The organism is Streptomyces sp. NPDC029044 (assembly GCF_040637495.1).
GTDB lineage: Bacteria > Actinomycetota > Actinomycetes > Streptomycetales > Streptomycetaceae > Streptomyces.
In genome coordinates this window covers 49,917-66,105 of sequence record NZ_JBEZWN010000003.1, presented here as the reverse complement: position 1 = coordinate 66,105, position 16,189 = coordinate 49,917, and the positions used below count along the sequence as shown (strand labels likewise).

Annotated in this window: 10 protein-coding genes, 2 tRNA genes, 1 other RNA gene and 2 pseudogenes; 9 read left to right on the top strand and 6 right to left on the bottom strand. The window is 71.7% G+C overall.

Going from position 1 to position 16,189, the window contains the following annotated elements; all coding sequences use genetic code 11:
* Window positions 1-16 precede the first annotated feature (16 nt).
* The 3 genes from AB0E85_RS03725 to AB0E85_RS03715 all read right to left on the bottom strand — a co-directional run bounded on the left by AB0E85_RS03725 (window position 17) and on the right by AB0E85_RS03715 (window position 4,446).
* On the bottom strand, window positions 17-913 hold the full coding sequence (locus tag AB0E85_RS03725; RefSeq protein WP_361922043.1) for a phosphorothioated DNA-binding restriction endonuclease: 897 nt from the start codon (window positions 911-913) through the stop codon (window positions 17-19).
* Window positions 914-987: 74 nt separating this feature from the next.
* The gene (locus AB0E85_RS03720; RefSeq protein ID WP_361922041.1) at window positions 988-3,156 is read right to left on the bottom strand and encodes a helicase-associated domain-containing protein; all 2,169 of its coding nucleotides are present in this window, start codon (window positions 3,154-3,156) and stop codon (window positions 988-990) included.
* 888 nt (window positions 3,157-4,044) lie between these two features.
* The gene (locus AB0E85_RS03715) at window positions 4,045-4,446 is read right to left on the bottom strand and encodes a nuclear transport factor 2 family protein (protein ID WP_361922039.1); all 402 of its coding nucleotides are present in this window, start codon (window positions 4,444-4,446) and stop codon (window positions 4,045-4,047) included.
* A 96-nt stretch (window positions 4,447-4,542) separates the two neighbouring features.
* Between AB0E85_RS03715 and AB0E85_RS03710 the strand changes: the two genes are divergently transcribed.
* On the top strand, window positions 4,543-4,911 hold the full coding sequence (locus tag AB0E85_RS03710) for a helix-turn-helix domain-containing protein (RefSeq protein ID WP_361922037.1): 369 nt from the start codon (window positions 4,543-4,545) through the stop codon (window positions 4,909-4,911).
* 377 nt (window positions 4,912-5,288) lie between these two features.
* Window positions 5,289-5,462 (top strand): hypothetical protein, encoded by a 174-nt coding sequence (locus AB0E85_RS03705; RefSeq protein WP_159030674.1) that lies wholly within the window; start codon window positions 5,289-5,291, stop codon window positions 5,460-5,462.
* A gap of 407 nt (window positions 5,463-5,869) precedes the next feature.
* On the opposite strand, the pseudogene AB0E85_RS03700 reads toward AB0E85_RS03705, so the two are convergent.
* Window positions 5,870-6,181, bottom strand: a pseudogene (locus tag AB0E85_RS03700) (hypothetical protein); the annotation flags it as partial.
* A gap of 17 nt (window positions 6,182-6,198) precedes the next feature.
* Here AB0E85_RS03700 and AB0E85_RS03695 point away from each other — a divergent pair.
* A pseudogene (locus tag AB0E85_RS03695) lies at window positions 6,199-6,921 on the top strand (site-specific integrase); the annotation flags it as partial.
* Window positions 6,922-7,000: 79 nt separating this feature from the next.
* On the opposite strand, the gene AB0E85_RS03690 reads toward AB0E85_RS03695, so the two are convergent.
* Window positions 7,001-7,088 (bottom strand) — tRNA-Ser (locus tag AB0E85_RS03690).
* A 72-nt stretch (window positions 7,089-7,160) separates the two neighbouring features.
* Here AB0E85_RS03690 and ffs point away from each other — a divergent pair.
* The 6 genes from ffs (at window position 7,161) to AB0E85_RS03660 (ending at window position 16,058) form a co-directional block, all read left to right on the top strand.
* Window positions 7,161-7,257: signal recognition particle sRNA small type (gene ffs, locus AB0E85_RS03685), an RNA gene on the top strand.
* Between the two features lie 47 nt (window positions 7,258-7,304).
* On the top strand, window positions 7,305-9,770 hold the full coding sequence (locus tag AB0E85_RS03680; protein WP_361922035.1) for a DNA polymerase III subunit gamma and tau: 2,466 nt from the start codon (window positions 7,305-7,307) through the stop codon (window positions 9,768-9,770).
* A 95-nt stretch (window positions 9,771-9,865) separates the two neighbouring features.
* Complete coding sequence (purD, locus tag AB0E85_RS03675) at window positions 9,866-11,116, top strand: phosphoribosylamine--glycine ligase (protein ID WP_361922033.1); 1,251 nt, start codon at window positions 9,866-9,868, stop codon at window positions 11,114-11,116.
* 407 nt (window positions 11,117-11,523) lie between these two features.
* The gene (locus AB0E85_RS03670; protein WP_361922031.1) at window positions 11,524-13,344 is read left to right on the top strand and encodes a hypothetical protein; all 1,821 of its coding nucleotides are present in this window, start codon (window positions 11,524-11,526) and stop codon (window positions 13,342-13,344) included.
* A 269-nt stretch (window positions 13,345-13,613) separates the two neighbouring features.
* Window positions 13,614-15,089 carry a N,N-dimethylformamidase beta subunit family domain-containing protein gene (locus AB0E85_RS03665; RefSeq protein ID WP_361922029.1) on the top strand — a complete coding sequence of 492 codons (1,476 nt, stop codon included), beginning with the start codon at window positions 13,614-13,616 and terminating at the stop codon, window positions 15,087-15,089.
* 69 nt (window positions 15,090-15,158) lie between these two features.
* Window positions 15,159-16,058 (top strand): phosphoribosylaminoimidazolesuccinocarboxamide synthase, encoded by a 900-nt coding sequence (locus AB0E85_RS03660; protein WP_361922027.1) that lies wholly within the window; start codon window positions 15,159-15,161, stop codon window positions 16,056-16,058.
* Between the two features lie 47 nt (window positions 16,059-16,105).
* Here the strand turns inward: AB0E85_RS03660 and AB0E85_RS03655 are convergent.
* A tRNA-Gly gene (locus AB0E85_RS03655) sits at window positions 16,106-16,181 on the bottom strand.
* Window positions 16,182-16,189 lie beyond the last annotated feature (8 nt).

The window sequence follows — 16,189 nt, the reverse complement described above, 5'->3', positions numbered from 1 at the left end:
CCGCCGGGATCGGCGATCAGACGGTCGTGGCGGCGTGGCGTGGGCTGCCGTGGAAGACCTGGCTGGTGTGCCAGGAGCGGTGGGCGGCGGCGATGGGGCGGACGCCCGGCTGGGGACCTGTGACCGGACGGCCGGCGAGCGCGATGACGTGCTCGCGGGCGGCGGTGCTGCGGCCGACGAAGCTCTGCGAGACCAGGATGCGGTGACCGTTGCCGATGCCGAGGACGCCCTTGTCGAGGAGCTTGTGGTGCAGCGAGCAAAGGCACAGCCCGTTGTCGATGTCGTCCGGTCCGTCGAACGCCCACCAGCGCACATGTGCGGCCTCCAGCCCGACCGGCACCGCGCCGATCCTGCCGTCGTACCCGCAGAAGGCGCACTGGTACTCGTAGGCCGTCAGGACCATCTCCCGCATCCGCCGGTCCCGCTGCCTGCACGCGGCTGAGAGCCGTCCGGTCTCGGCCTCCTCCAGCTCCAGGCCGACGGCTTCGCACAGCTCACCGTGGAGGGAGGGCGGGAAGTTCAGATCGAGCAGCACCCGAGTCATCCGGCCGAGCAGGGAAGGCTCCCGCCGCAGCGCCGCCCGCAGCTGAGGCGTCAGCCGCCCGGCGGCCCCGGTCGCCCGCAGCTCCCTGACCCCGGTTCCGGGGCTACCCGTCCCGCGCTCGGTGCGCACCTCCCACACTCCGTCACTCACCAGGTGATGAAACGGATAAGCGGGCGTCGTCCGGTTACCGGGCCCGTACTCGGCGAGCAGCCGCCGCAGGTCCTGCTCCACCGCGCTGTACCGCAGCTCGCCGTCGGCGTCGTGCTGGAACCGGCTGAGCGCGTACAGGAACAGCAACGGCTTGTGCGGAGCCCGCACCCCACTCCTCGTCCACTGCCTCAGCTGCGCGGTGCGCTCGACCCAGTCCATGACCGGCGATCGTAGTGGCGGCTGGTCGAACAATGATCCGTTGCACGGGGTGGGCCAATGGGCCGTGTCGAGGGCTATGCGGTCATGACGCCGAGGATGCGGGAGAGGGTGAAGGCCCGTTCGTCCTCGCGCAGATGGCACCAGGCATACAGATGGGGCGGGTCGAGATCGAGCTCGCTGAGGGTACGCACGGTTCGGTTGCCCGAGGCGGCGACGTACTCGACCGTGATGGCCGTGCCGGCGTCGACGGCGTGGGCGAGCTGGCGGACATCGCTGTACGTCAGGTTCTTCGCGTACCCGGCGATGATCTCCTCGGTGTCCGTGCCGTAGGGGACCCCGGTGCCGAACGGATCGGGATCCGGAAGCGTCGGCGGGGCGTCCCGCAGCCTGGCGGCCAGGGCGCTCAGGCCGACGTCCACCGGGGTCTGGGTCGGCACAGACCGCCGTCGTTGGCTTGGGAGTGGGGCCGGAGTCGAGGCGGAGGCACGTCGGCGCCGGGTCTTCTCCACGCGTACGGTTCCGTCGGCCTTCTCGGCGACGGGGGCGTAGCCTGCGGCCCGGAGCGCGGCGAGAGTCTTGTCGAGCGGAGTCCGGCAGACCAGCACGGTCGGTGCCAGCTGCCGCAGCCCGAGCTCGGCGAGCTTGCGGTGGGCGGCGAGTTCGGCGAGAAGGGCAGGTTCCTCGCCGTGGATCACGCAGGCCGCGGGGGCGATGCGCACACGGCCGTGAACGCGCGCGGTGTCATGGATCAGATACGACAGTGGCTGGGGGAGGGCGCCGACGGCGACGTCGGCCAGGTCGGCGGTGATGGCGTCGGGCGTACGGCCGGTGTCCAGGGCGCGGCGGATGGTGCCCGGGCTGAACCGCCACACGGATGCCGTGCCGACGGCTTCCCGGTCTGCGACGGCGTCCAGCCGGGCGGCCAGGCGGGCTGACGGTGTGCCCGTGACGACGGCGGTGAGGTCCGCGCCGAAGCGGGCCGTGCTGGTGGCCGTCGGCAGCAGCCGCCGACTGGCTGCGGCCAGTGCTTCGCCGTCATCGGCATGCAAGGCTGCACCGATGCGGGACAGGGAGCCGCGGGCAATCACACCGAGCAGTTCTGCTTCGCGGACCACGGAGGCGAAGGGCGTGGCGTCCTGGGGGAGTTGATGGGCGAACGGACGGTGCCAGGCGACGAGCGGCCCCAGTTGCACGGGGCTCCGCACCCCCTGGTCCTTCGGGAGCGCCAACGCGGCGGCGAGAAGCCCGTCCCGTGCCTGCACACAGCCGCCGCAGGGTGGTGTTCCGGCGAGTGCGGGCAGCGCCTTGCCGTCCTCGTCGCGGGCCTGGGTAGGGGTCAGCGGCAGCGTCCGCCACGCCTGGAGAAGGGTGGTGAGCTGCTCCGCCGGTTCCCGCTCCGCCCAGGCGTCGTAGCCTTCCGTCGCCGCGACCCGGTCACCGTCCCGGGCCAGCAGCCCGGCGTCGTACGCCGTCTCCAGGACGAGGCGTACGACGATGTCGTCGCACTGTGCGGCCTTGCCGATCCGGGACAGCTCACGCGCCCCGACCCCGCCGGACTTCAGTCGGGCCGGCGGAGACGCGGCGCACGCCGCCAGAACCGAGGCGGCGTGGGCGGCGAACGCCGGCGCGGCTGCCGCCGCCTCCCGATCCACCTCCGCCTCGGTGACGGACACCGTCTGCACGATGGGCGGGCACGGCTCGAACGGGGCGTGCCAGTCTGCCCCTCGCAGCGCAAGCGTCACCTCGGCCGGCATGCGTGCGGGCCCGTACCCGGAGTACCGGTCCTGGACCAGCAGTCCTCGCTCCAGCGCCCACCGTGCACCCGGTTCGGAGTCGGCCCGTGGGGCCCCGAGCATGAAGAACTCTGTCTGTTCCTGCTTCTGTTCACCCTGGTGACGGGCTCGCCGCTCAAGCAGTTCCCGAGTGGCCGCAGGCGCTGAAGCGACCACCGCGGCCACCCGCTCCGGATCACTGTGGTGCTCCAGCAGTGTGGCCAGCCGATCTTTCTTGGTGGTGCCGGGAGCTGGGATGCCCAGGGCCACCAGCATGCGCCGCAGTTCCTCGGAGGTCGTGTCCGCCAGTAGCCGGGCGAGCGGCGCGTCCAGCCCCAACGGCGAATCCCACGCCTGCCGCAACGGCGCCGCCATGTGGAGCAGCCCTTGGCCGTCCGGCCAGACGAGCGCGTGATCGGCCAGTGTCTCCAGGGCCGTGTCCAGCCCGCGATCGGTCTCCGTTTCGGTCACGTCCAACAGGTCGGCCAAAGCGGCACGTGGAACGGGTCCCAAGGCCGCCAGCGCCTCAGCCACCTGCACCTGTGGCAGCGCGAGCTCCGCAAGCACCGGTGCCACCGACGCCGGGCGCTGAAAGCGGTCGGCGAGTTCGCCGAACGATCGTGGCTCCGGCGGGGACACGGCATCCGGGCGAGTCGCCAGGACTCGCTCAAGTCGACCGACTTCCAGACCACTCAGCCACGAGGCCAGAGTTGATCCGCTGGGCTTGCCGATGGGGCACCTCACCAAGACGACGCCGTTGCTCTTCGAACCGGAACCGGTCCTGCACACGCCCCAGAATGGCGCACGGCGGGGGACACCCGCGTCCTGCGGCGGCAGGAAGCCGCTTGTGAGTGAAGGCGCTGCCCTGTCGGTCGACCCGTCAGCGGCAAAGCGAGGCGGTGAACAGTTCCTTATGTCGGAAATAAATGAGACCAGAACTGAGACCAGAGCATGCCGAGAACCCCGGCCGCTGAGCGGTCCGGGGTTCTCGTTTCGCCTGTTCAGGCGGCTGCGGAGGATACGAGATTCGAACTCGTGAGGGGTTGCCCCCAACACGCTTTCCAACTGTGGTGGTTGGGCGTGGAGCGTCGTTCGGGCCGGTTCACCTGGGTTCAGGGGCGGTTGGCCACTGGCGTGGGGACGGCTTGAGGTCTCGTCTGAACGGCCGTGAACGGGGCTGAATGAGACGGAAACTGAGACGGTCACGGCCGAGGTGCTCGTGCGACCGTCGGGTGACGTTCGCGTACGAAGCGACCGGTGTTGAGACGTGGGTCACCCGTCGGCCTGAGCCCTCAGGCAACACCGGCCGCTCCACTGCCTTGGGCGGCGGTTCCAACGGCCTTGCCAGAGCCGCCCGGTTCAGCCGGCGCCCCAGAAGGCGTCCTCGGCCTGCTGGTCAGCGGAGAACAGCCATACCTCCGCGATTTTGTCGCCCTCGACCCTCAGCACGTCGATGCCGTCCATCGACATCTCACTGTCTGCACCCTGGGCCGAGAAGTGGATGGGGATCACTACCAGCGCGCCGTTGACCATGGGGGCGCCGGTCAGCTGGAGTTCGAAGGTTCCCTCGGTGGCGGTCATCTGCGCGGCGAGCATCTCGCCCACCGCCGCTCCGCCGCTGTAGGTGCCGGAGACGGCGTTATTGCCGGGCTGGTGCCACACGATGTCGTCAGCGAACAGGCCCGCGACTGCGGCGAAGTCCTTGGCGGACACGGCGTCGACGTAGAGGCGGGCGACGGTGAGCGTGTTGTTGGGCTCCATGATGATTCTCCCCTTCGTCGGGTTGTTGCTGCTGGAGCCCTATACTCACCATCGGTAACCAGTAACCTCAACGTAACCATTGGACAGGTGTGATGCATGCCACAGCGTCCGGAATTCGACGTGATGACCGCGACCTGTCCTTCCCGCACGTCGCTGGCCCGTATCGCCAATAAGTGGACCGCCATGGTCGTTATCGCCCTCAGCGGCGGCAGGATGCGCTTTCGCGACCTGCGTACCGCCGTCGACGGCATCAGCGCGAAGGTCCTCACCGACACCCTGCGGGACCTGGAGCGCGATGGCCTGGTCACCCGCCGCGTCTACGCCGAGGTGCCACCGAGGGTCGAGTACGACCTGACCGCGCTGGGCCACACACTGCACACACCCCTTCAGGCTCTGGGCAGATGGGCCGAGGAGCACATCGAAGAGGTACTCACAGCACGCGAGGAGTACGACGCCCGGAGCTGACGGAGGGACACAGCGCGCCGCATAGCGCAATCAGCTTGGGAAGATCGCGTATGCGGATGGGCGCTGACCTGGCAAGACGGTGACCTGCGCATTCCCCGGTAGCTCGCCGACGCTCCCCGTTGTTCCCCGCCGCAGGTCATCTGACCGGGCACGTGGGGGGCATGGTCACGGACCCCGTTGCGGGGCCGCGGTCCCTCGGTTCGTCTACGAGGAGCTCCGCTCTGTCTGGCTGATCAGCGCACCAGCAGCGCATCGTCGAACGTGATCAGCCTGGTCCGGCATCGGCGAACCTGAGATCATGCCGCGTGCACTGGTGTGGACGACCTGTCCATCTCCGTGGTGCTTTCGACCGCAGACACTCCTGAGGAGAAGCTCTCGTGAAGAAGAACAGCATGACCACTGGCTTACCCCTCGTCATCGGCACCGTGATTGCCGCTGGCGTCCTCGTTCAGGACAACTACGGCGGCGCCGTCTTCGCCGTCGTGGCTGGTGCCGGCGCCTCGCTTGTCCTGCACTTCCGGTCTAGCCGCAACCAGGGGCGCGCTGAGTAGCTGCGAGCCGGACAGCACGAAGCCCAGGACAAAGCACGAGGTCGGCGGAGCGACTTTGGGGTGGAGCTGCCATGGGGCGAGTGATCATGGCCCCGTAAGCTTCCGGCGAGTCGGGCAGTCTGTGGACCTGCCCGTTAAAGCACGACGTTGGGGCCATGATCTTCGAGGCTCGCCCCATGGTGGCTGCCTAAAGTCGTGGAGCCGACCGCCCCAGCCGCAGAGGGTGTCTCCCACTTCATGCCCGCTGCCGCTAGCGCGCCGCCGGGCGCGGCCAGCCGGGGCGCAGACAGGAGGCAGGCCGCGCCGCAGAGGCGGCGCGCGCCCGCGCCGTGCGCGGGCCTTGAACCAGTAGAGAAAGTTGTAACTCAGTCTGTGGTGCGGGGGTTGTCTAGGCCCACCGTCAAGCATCACCTGGGACGGGACACCGTGGTGTGAGGCTTGAAGGCGTGTGCGCAGGCTGGGAGATCGACGCCTTGGCGGCGGGCCAACGGCAGGAAGGTGACTGGCCTGATGGTCCATGTGATGCGGGTGTCGGCGTGGGTCACGGAGACTTCGCAGGGTTCCCTGCGCAAGAGGGCTCGTCGGGTATCGATGCGGCCGTCGTAGAGCCAGGTCCAGGCCTCGTCGCAGGCATCGCTGTCGAGCGCTGGTGAGATGGTGCGCAGGGCGACCGCTGCCCATCTGTCTGCCTGCGGTGCTGAGTAGGCGTCGAACGATGCGTGCAGTACCCGCTGTTCCCCGCCTCGAAGAGGAGGACATCGAGCCGTCCACGATCGAGGAGGTTCAGAGCCTCCTCGTTGAGGCGGCCAAGCTCCGCAACAGTGCGCGCTGGGTCGTCGCCCTGGCGCTCGGCCTCCGGCAAGGGGAGGCGCTCGGGCTCCACTGGGAAGACGTCGACCTGGACGCGGGATACGTCCGCATCCGCAAGAACCGACTACGGCCCAAGTACGCCCACGGCTGCGGGGACGACCCGTGCGGCCGGAAGGCTGGTTACTGCCCGCAGCGGGAGCAGACCCGTCGCGAGCACAAGTCCACCAAGTCGCGTGCGGGACGGCGCACCATCGGCCTGCCCGATCCACTGATCAAGATTTTCCGCCGGCACCAGGAGGCGCAGGAACGTGAGCGGATCGAGGCCGGGGCCGACTGGGAGGGCAAGGGATACGTGTTCGCCTCGCCGACCGGCGGGCCGCTGAGTCCGAACACTGACTTCCACATCTGGAAGCGGCTGCTTCGGGACGCCGGTCTCCGGGACGGCCGTCTCCATGACGCTCGCCACACCGCAGCGACCGTGCTCCTGATCCTCGGCGTCCCGGACGTCGTGATCGACTCGATCATGGGTTGGGAGCCCGGGGGAGCGGCCCGGATGCGCGCTCGGTACATGCATGTGACGGGGACCATGCTCCGCAAGGTCGCGCAGCAAGTCGGCGACGCGCTGTGGGAGCTCCCGGAAACCAACTGAGACGGAAACTGAGACGGACAACGTCGAAGGGCCCCACCGCGAACGGTGGGGCCCTTCGACATCGTGCCCGGTGAGGCACTGGCGGAGGATACGAGATTCGAACTCGTGAGGGGTTGCCCCCAACACGCTTTCCAAGCGTGCGCCCTAGGCCTCTAGGCGAATCCTCCGCTGGGAACATTACATGACCGAGAGGAGTGCTCGCGAACTCGTTCACCGCCCCCGACATCAGGTAACCTTGGCGCAGCCCCTCACGCGGCGCTATCTGACTGAACTCCCCCAGGGCCGGAAGGCAGCAAGGGTAGGTCGGCTCTGGCGGGTGCGTGGGGGGCGTCTGCGTTCCCGGGCCGGGCCCGATGTCAGTGGGCGCCTATAACCTCGTATGCGTGTCGTCTCTCGCTCTGTACCGCCGCTACCGCCCCGAGACCTTCGCCGAGGTCATCGGGCAGGAGCATGTCACCGACCCGCTGCAGCAGGCGCTGCGGAACAACCGGGTCAACCACGCGTACCTGTTCAGCGGGCCGCGCGGCTGCGGCAAGACGACCAGCGCCCGCATCCTGGCCCGCTGCCTGAACTGCGAGCAGGGACCCACGCCGACGCCCTGCGGTGAGTGCCAGTCCTGCCAGGACCTCGCACGCAACGGCCCCGGCTCCATCGACGTCATCGAGATCGACGCGGCGTCCCACGGTGGCGTGGACGACGCCCGTGACCTGCGGGAGAAGGCCTTCTTCGGGCCCGCCCGCAGCCGGTACAAGATCTACATCATCGACGAGGCCCACATGGTCACGTCGGCCGGCTTCAACGCGCTGCTCAAGGTCGTCGAGGAGCCGCCGGAGCACCTCAAGTTCATCTTCGCCACCACCGAGCCCGAGAAGGTCATCGGGACGATCCGGTCCCGGACCCACCACTACCCCTTCCGGCTCGTCCCCCCCGGCACCCTCCGGGAGTACCTCGGACAGGTGTGCCAGAAGGAGACGATCCCGGTCGAGGACGGCGTGCTCCCGCTCGTGGTGCGGGCCGGCGGTGGGTCCGTGCGTGACTCGATGTCCGTCATGGACCAGCTCCTCGCGGGCGCCGCGGCGGACGGTGTGACGTACACCATGGCCACCGCCCTGCTCGGCTACACCGAGGGCTCCCTCCTCGACTCCGTCGTCGAGGCCTTCGCCACCGGCGACGGAGCCGCGGCCTTCGAGGTCGTCGACCGCGTGATCGAAGGCGGCAACGACCCCCGCCGCTTCGTCGCCGACCTCCTGGAGCGCCTGCGCGACCTGGTGATCCTCGCCGCCGTCCCGGACGCGGCGGAGAAGGGGCTGATCGACGCACCCGCCGATGTGATCGAGCGCATGCAGGCCCAGGCCGGCACCTTCGGCCCCGCGGAGCTGAGCCGCGCCGCCGACCTCGTCAACGAGGGCCTCACCGAGATGCGCGGCGCCAACTCGCCCCGTCTCCAGCTCGAACTGATCTGTGCCCGCGTCCTGCTCCCCGCCGCCTACGGCGACGAGCGCTCCGTGATGGCCCGCCTCGACCGGATCGAGCGCGGTGTGAACCACTCCGCGGGCGGCCCGTCCGGTATGCCCGCCATGGGATACGTCCCCGGCCCGGAGGGTCATGGGGGAGCGGCTCCCGCTCCGGTCCAGGCGGGTGGCGGCGCTCCGGGCCAGGCAGGTGGCGGCGGTCCGCTGTCGGCGGGCGGTGACGGCCCGGTGCCGGCGGGCAGTGGTCCGGCGGCGGCCCGTGCGGCGGTCCGTGCGACCGGAGCACCGGGCAGCGGCGGCGCCATGACCGGCAGCGGCGGCGGCCCTGCGGCGGCCGTGCCCGGCTCCGCCCCTTCGGCCGCGGGTCAAGGCGTGCCCCAGTCGTCACCGGCCCAGAGCGCGCCGCCGGCGGCACCGGCCACGCCGCCCCCGGGGCACACCGCACCCGAAGCAACCGGTGCCCCCGCTCCCGGCCAGGAGACCCGGCCCGCCCCGGCCCAGCCGGCCCCCGGCGCCTGGCCCACCGCCGCCTCTGCCGGCAGCGGCGGCCGTCGCCCCGGCGGCTGGCCCACGGCCGCCCCGGGCGCGCCCGCCTCGAACACCCCACCGGCGACCACCCCGCCGACGAGCACCCCCGCCCCCAGCACCCCTCCGGCGGCCCAGCCCCCGACGGCGTCGGCACCCGCCCCAGCCCCTGCCCCCACCGGCGGCGGTCATCTCGATCCCCGCACGCTCTGGCCGAACATCCTGGACGCGGTCAAGAACCGCCGGCGCTTCACCTGGATCCTGCTCAGCCAGAACGCCCAGGTGGCCGGCTTCGACGGCACGACCCTCCAGCTGGGCTTCGTCAACGCCGGAGCCCGGGACAACTTCCTGAGCAGCGGCAGCGAGGACGTGCTGCGGCAGGCGCTGGGCGAGCAGTTCAACGTCCAGTGGAAGATCGAGGCGATCGTCGACCCCTCGGGCGGCTCCGCGCCCCCGGCGCCCGGCGGCGGCCCCTCCGGCTTCGGCGGCGGTGGCCCCTCCGGCTTCGGCGGCGGTGGCGGCCACAACAGCGGCGGCGGCTACAACGCAGGCGGCGGCTACAACGCCGGCGGCGGTACGGCGACGGCCCAGCGCCCCGCCCCGTCCCAGCCGGCACCCCCGGCCGCCCCCGCCCAGCAGTCGAGCGGCGCCGCTCCCGCCGCCACCTCCACCCCGGCCGCGCCCCCCGCCTCCGTCCCCCAGCCCTCCGCACCGCAGCCGCGTCACGTCTCCGCGGAGGAGGACATCCCCGAGGACGACGATCCCGACCTCGACGAGTCGGCCCTCTCCGGCCAGGAGCTGATCGTGCGGGAGCTGGGAGCGACGGTGGTCGAGGAGTTCACGAACGAATAGCCGGCCGTCCTTGGAGGAACCTCCAGCTCAAGATCCGCCCCCTCCTCGGCGGCCCGCACAAAGGGAACCCGGCGTCTCCCGTTAGGCTGACCCCCGTGAAGGTCCTCGTCATCGGCAGCGGCGCCCGCGAACACGCCCTGTGCCACTCCCTGTCCCACGACCCCGACGTCACCGCGCTGCACTGCGCCCCCGGCAACGCCGGCATCGCCGAGGTCGCCGAGCTGCACCAGGTCGACGCCCTGGACGGCGCCGCCGTCACCGCGCTGGCCACCCGCCTCGGCGCGGAGCTGGTGGTCGTCGGCCCGGAGGCCCCGCTGGTCGCCGGTGTCGCCGACGCCGTGCGCGAGGCGGGCATCCCCGTCTTCGGCCCGTCCGGCCGGGCCGCGCAGCTGGAGGGCTCCAAGGCCTTCGCCAAGGACGTCATGGCCGCGGCCGAGGTGCCCACGGCCCGCTCGTACGTCTGCACCACACCGGAAGAGGCCGACGCGGCCCTCGACGCCTTCGGGCCCCCCTACGTGGTCAAGGACGACGGGCTCGCCGCGGGCAAGGGCGTCGTCGTCACCGACGACCTCGAAGCGGCCCAGGCCCACGCGGCGGCCTGCGAGCGCGTGGTCATCGAGGAGTACCTCGACGGCCCCGAGGTCTCCCTGTTCGCCGTCACCGACGGTGAGACGGTCGTCCCGCTCCAGCCCGCCCAGGACTTCAAGCGCGCGCTGGACGGCGACGAGGGCCCCAACACCGGCGGCATGGGCGCGTACTCCCCGCTGCCGTGGGCCGACCCGAAGCTGGTCGACGAGGTGCTCCAGACCGTGCTCCAGCCCACCGTGGACGAGATGCAGCGGCGCGGCACGCCGTTCTCCGGCCTGCTCTACGCCGGTCTCGCGATCACCTCCCGCGGTGTCCGCGTGATCGAGTTCAACGCCCGCTTCGGCGACCCCGAGACCCAGGTCGTCCTGGCCCGGCTCAGGACGCCGCTGGCCGGGCTGCTGATGGCCGCCGCCACCGGCAACCTCGCCCACCTGGAGCCGCTGCGCTGGAGCGACGACGCGGCCGTGACCGTCGTCGTCGCCTCGCACAACTACCCCGGCACCCCGCGCACCGGCGACCCCATCACCGGTCTCGACGAGGTCGCCGCCCAGGACGCCCCGCACGCGTACGTGCTGCACGCCGGGACCCGGCAGGAGGGGGACGCCGTCGTCAGTGCGGGCGGCCGCGTCCTGTCCGTGACGGCCACCGGCAAGGACCTCACAGAGGCCCGCGACCGCGCCTACACGGCCGTCGGCCGCATCCGCCTCGACGGCTCCCAGCACCGCACGGACATCGCCGCGAAGGCGGCGGGCGCGTAACCGGCCGACGCGGGGCAGGGAAACCACCCCGCCCCCGATGAACCCCGCAGGCCCCGGATCCGTCTCAGGATCCGGGGCCTGTCGTATGGGAGAGGCCACGCCGTATGGGGGAGGCCAGGCCGTATGGGAGAGGCCCGGCCGACGTAGGCAGGGGCGGGGCCGGAAGTATGCGAGAGGTGGGGGCCTGATGCTCGCTGTCCGTCATCCACCTCTCCCCAAAGCCATTCCATCGAGTGACCGATGCCCTATCCGGCTGACGGGGGGCGGAGCCCCAACTAGGGTGCGGCGCAAGCGTTCCGGCACTTGGCCCACCGGCATTGCGATGTCAGTGACGGGTGCCACAGTGGGGGAGTGAGCAAGGGCAGCATCAGGTCAACGGGGAGGGGGTGAGGTCGGTAGTGACCGGAATGGGTGTGGAAGCAGGCGCGCAGGTCGCGCGGGCACGGGCACTGGCCGTGCTGCGCATCCGCAGCCGTGCCCTGGCCGTCGCCCTGCTCCCGGCCGCGGTCGCCGTGATCCTGCTGGCGGGTGCCGCGGGCGACCGCCTGGAGGGCCCTGTCTGGGACGCGGCCCGCTGGGTGCTGACGCCGTTGGCGGTCCTCGTGCTGCTCGCCGCCGCCGGCATCGCCCTGGTCGTCGCCCGGGCCCGGCCCGCCATGAGCCCGACCGTCCCGGTCACCGAGGAGGCGGCGCCCGACCTGTACCGGATGGTGCGCGACCTCGCCGACCGCCTCGACGTCCCCGCGCCCTCGGCGATAGCGCTCACCCCGGACTGCGACAGCTGGCTGGAGGACCGCACGCATCCGGCCCACGGCCCGCCCCCGGCCGAGGAGCACCACGACATAGCGGGAGCGGGCAAGCAGGCGCACCGCCGGCACCCCGTCGCGCCGGTCCTCGTCATCGGCTCCCCGTTCCTGTGGTGGATGCGGGTCGGCGAGCTTCGGGCGGTCCTCGCCCCGGTCATCGCCGGTACGGGCCCCTCGGCCCACCCGGACATAGCCGCCGCCCGGCGCTTCGTGCGGGGCCTGGACGCCGCGGTGGCCGTGGCCTCGGCGCCCCGCCGCGAGCCGGTCTCGCGGGCGGTGCTCGCCGGGGTCGGCTGGGTCGCCCGGCTGCTGCTGCGCAGCTGCCGCGTTCACGCCGCCGAGATGGAGCGGGGCGTGGCGGCCGCGGCCGCCGAGCGTGCACAGGCTGTGGATTACGGGCTGCGGATCGTCGCCCAGGAGCAGGTTGGCCTGGCGTACGCGGGCTGGGACCGGCTGCTGACCCGGGTGGCGCTGCCCGCCTGGCGGATGGGGCGCTGGCCGTCCCGGCTGGACGCCGGTGTCGTCGCGGCGCTCACGGAGCTGTCCCGGCGTGACCGCCTGGCGGAGGGCTTCGCGTCCCGTCTCGGCGAGCGGCCCGCGTGCGATCTGCTGGAGGAGCCGGGCTCGGTCGACGAGGCCGCCTCCCTCCTCGCCGCCCGCCTCTTCCACGGCGGACCCGCCGGGGCGGGGCCCGACTGGTCGCCGGTGGACTGGAGCGAGTATCCGGACGAGGTCGTCGACCGCAAGTGGCGCCTCGACGCGGCCCGTCTGCACCGCGTCCTGGACACCATGGGCGTCCGCCCCGCCGCCGGCCCCGCGGCCCCCGCGACCGGCGCCCCCACCCTGTCCCGCGTCCTCGACCACCTGGCGGACCCGGGCACCGCACGGACGGCTGGGACGGCCCCGGCCGGCAGCCCCGCAGGAGGCCCGGCCACAACGGGGCCGGACACCACCCCGGCCCGGGCCCCCGGCGCCCCGGACCCTCTCGACGACGAGGACCTCTCCGGTACGACGGCCCCCAGCGCCACCCTCGCAGCGCGGCTCAGCGCCGAACTGGCCCGTGAGGAGGCCGCCCCCTCCCCGGAGACCCCGACGCCCGCCTCGCCGTCGCCCGCCTCCGACGCCGCGGCGCTCTGGGACGACCGGGCCCTGCCCCTCTTCCCCCTCCAGCCCCCGCGCACGGCCAGGGAACTGCTCGCCGACCACCTCACCGCGATGGTCTGCTGCGCCGCGATGGACACCGCCGGCGCGACTCCCGGCCTGGACTGGCTGGACGGCCCGACCCTCCTGATCGACGGTGAGCGCACGGCCGATCTGGCGCCCAAGGTCCTCACCCTCATCGAGGACGGCGATGCCACGCCCTTGCGGGTCTGGCTCTCCCAGCTCGGCATACGCCCGGAGAAGCCGGTCCGCCTCGGCTGACCCACCGGAGCACCCACTTCCGGTTCTGGCCAATTCAAAACGAACAGTGACGAAGCGCGCGCGTTATGTGATGTGCTGGGACCGTTCGCGCACCGTGCAAGGGCGGGTGACATACGACAAGCACATAGGCACGAAGGCATCGCACCCACCGCAGAACATCGCACCCACCGCAGAACACTGCACACACCACACCGGCACACACCACACCGGCACACGCACACGGCACACCGGCAGGCACCACCACGGGGGCAAGGGGAGGGGAAGCGATCATGGGTTCGGAGCAGATCCGCCGCTGGGAGTCGGGAGCGCTGGCGCACGCCGTCACGGATCCCTTCGGGCAGGGCCCCGTCCCCTGGCTGCGCGGCAACGTGACGTACTTCGACGACTCGGGCCAGGTCGTCCCCTGGTACGTGGACCAGGACGCCCCCCACCCGCCGAAGAAGGGCAGCCGCTCGGGCGGCCCCCGCGCGGCCGACGACGTCCACCGCCAGATCAAGGGCTTCACCTCCACCGGAGCGGTCGCGCCCGGCGAGGCCATCGACTTCCACATCACCGTCGACCCGCCGCAGCAGTTCGCCGTCGACATCTACCGCATCGGCCACTACGGCGGTGACGGCGCCGCGAAGATCACCACGAGCCCGCGCCTGTCCGGCATCGTCCAGCCCGCGCCGCTCACCGCGGACCGCACGGTCTCCTGCCACCACTGGTGGCTGTCCTGGAGGCTCCAGGTCCCCTCGTACTGGAACGTCGGTGCGTACGTCGCCGTCCTCACCACGGCCGACGGCTACCGCTCGCACGTCCCCTTCACCGTCCGGCACGACCAGCCGGCCGACCTGCTGCTCGTGCTGCCCGACGTCACCTGGCAGGCCTACAACCTCTACCCGGAGGACGGCCGCACCGGCGCCAGCCTCTACCACGCCTGGGACGAGAAGGGCCGGCTGCTCGGCGAGTCCGAGGCCGCCACGACGGTCTCCTTCGACCGCCCGTACGCGGGCGCCGGCCTCCCCCTGCACGTCGGTCACGCCTACGACTTCATCCGCTGGGCCGAGCGCTACGGCTACGACGTCGCCTACGCCGGAGCCGGCGACCTGCACGCGGGCCGCGTCGACCCGGCCCGCTACCGGGGACTGGTCTTCCCGGGCCACGACGAATACTGGTCGGCGGACATGCGCCGGACCGTGGAGCGCGCCCGCGACACCGGCACCTCGCTGGTCTTCCTCTCCGCCAACTCCATGTACTGGCAGGTGGAGCTCGGCCCCTCCCCGTCCGGCGTCCCCGACCGGCTGCTGACCTGCCGCAAGCGCCGGGGCCCGGGCAAGCCGGTGCTGTGGCGGGAGATCGACCGGGCGGAGCAGCAGCTCCTGGGCATCCAGTACGCCGGGCCCGTACCCCGGCCGCACCCGCTGATCGTGCGCAACGCCGGGCACTGGCTGTGGGAGGCGACCGGGGCGCACGAGGGCGACGAGATCGAGAACCTGGTGGCGGGCGAGGCGGACCGCTACTTCCCGCGCACCCCGCTCCCCGATCACGAGGAGCGCATGCTGCTCGCCCACTCCCCGTACACCGACAAGGAGGGTATCCTCCGCCACCAGGAGACGTCCCTGTACCGCGCCCCGTCCGGTGCCTGGGTCTTCGCAGCAGGAACGTTCGCCTGGTCACCGGCCCTGGACCGCCCCGGCCACGTCGACCCGCGTATCCAGCGCGCCACCGCCAACCTCCTGGACCGCATCTGCAAACGCGACTGACCCACTGTCCGTGATCAGGCCCGGATACGGGAGAATCGAGCCACTTGGACAGAACCACGGGGAGGAACCGTGTCCGGATTCGTCGAAAAGCCCGAGCCGATCCAGGTTCCGGGCCTGGTGCATCTGCACACCGGCAAGGTGCGCGAGCTGTACCGCAACGAAGCGGGCGACCTTGTGATGGTCGCCAGCGACCGCATGTCCGCCTACGACTGGGTGCTGCCGACCGAGATCCCCGACAAGGGCCGGATCCTCACCCAGCTCTCCCTGTGGTGGTTCGACCGGCTCGCCGACCTGATCCCGAACCACGTCCTGAGCACGGAGCTGCCCGCGGGCGCCCCCGCCGACTGGGCGGGCCGCACCCTGGTCTGCAAGTCGCTCCAGATGGTGCCCGTGGAGTGCGTGGCCCGCGGCTACCTCACCGGCTCGGGCCTGGCCGAGTACAACGAGACCCGCACGGTCTGCGGCCTCGCCCTGCCGGAGGGCCTGACCGACGGCAGTGAACTGCCCGCCCCGATCTTCACCCCGGCCACCAAGGCCGCCGTGGGCGAGCACGACGAGAACGTCTCCTACGAGGAGGTCGCCCGCCAGGTCGGCGCGGCCACCGCGGCCCGGCTGCGCCAGGCGACCCTCGCCGTCTACTCCCGGGGCCGGGACATCGCCCGCGAGCGGGGCATCATCCTCGCCGACACCAAGTTCGAGTTCGGCTTCGACGGCGACGACCTGGTCCTCGCGGACGAGGTCCTCACCGCGGACTCCTCCCGTTTCTGGCCGGCCGACACGTGGCAGCCGGGCCGTGCGCAGCCGTCGTACGACAAGCAGTTCGTCCGGGACTGGCTGACCTCGCCGGAGTCCGGCTGGGACCGGAAGAGCGAGCAGCCGCCGCCCGCCCTGCCCCAGCAGGTCGTCGACGCCACCCGCGCCAAGTACGTCGAGGCGTACGAGCGCCTGACCGGCACGAGCTGGTCGTAGGACCCGACACGAAGAAGCCCCCCGGCCGGAACCGGGGGGCTTCTCGATGGAGCGAACGACGAGGTTCGAACTCGCGACCTCAACCTTGGCAAGGTTGCGCTCTACCAACTGAGCTACGTTCGCATGCGCCG

Excerpts from the sequence above, each read along its gene's own strand:
- AB0E85_RS03725 (WP_361922043.1), bottom strand. The coding sequence starts at position 913 with ATGGACTGGGTCGAGCGCACCGCGCAGCTGAGGCAGTGGACGAGGAGT.
- AB0E85_RS03715 (WP_361922039.1), bottom strand. The coding sequence starts at position 4,446 with ATGGAGCCCAACAACACGCTCACCGTCGCCCGCCTCTACGTCGACGCC.
- AB0E85_RS03710 (WP_361922037.1), top strand. The coding sequence starts at position 4,543 with ATGCCACAGCGTCCGGAATTCGACGTGATGACCGCGACCTGTCCTTCC.
- AB0E85_RS03670 (WP_361922031.1), top strand. The coding sequence starts at position 11,524 with ATGGGTGTGGAAGCAGGCGCGCAGGTCGCGCGGGCACGGGCACTGGCC.
- AB0E85_RS03665 (WP_361922029.1), top strand. The coding sequence starts at position 13,614 with ATGGGTTCGGAGCAGATCCGCCGCTGGGAGTCGGGAGCGCTGGCGCAC.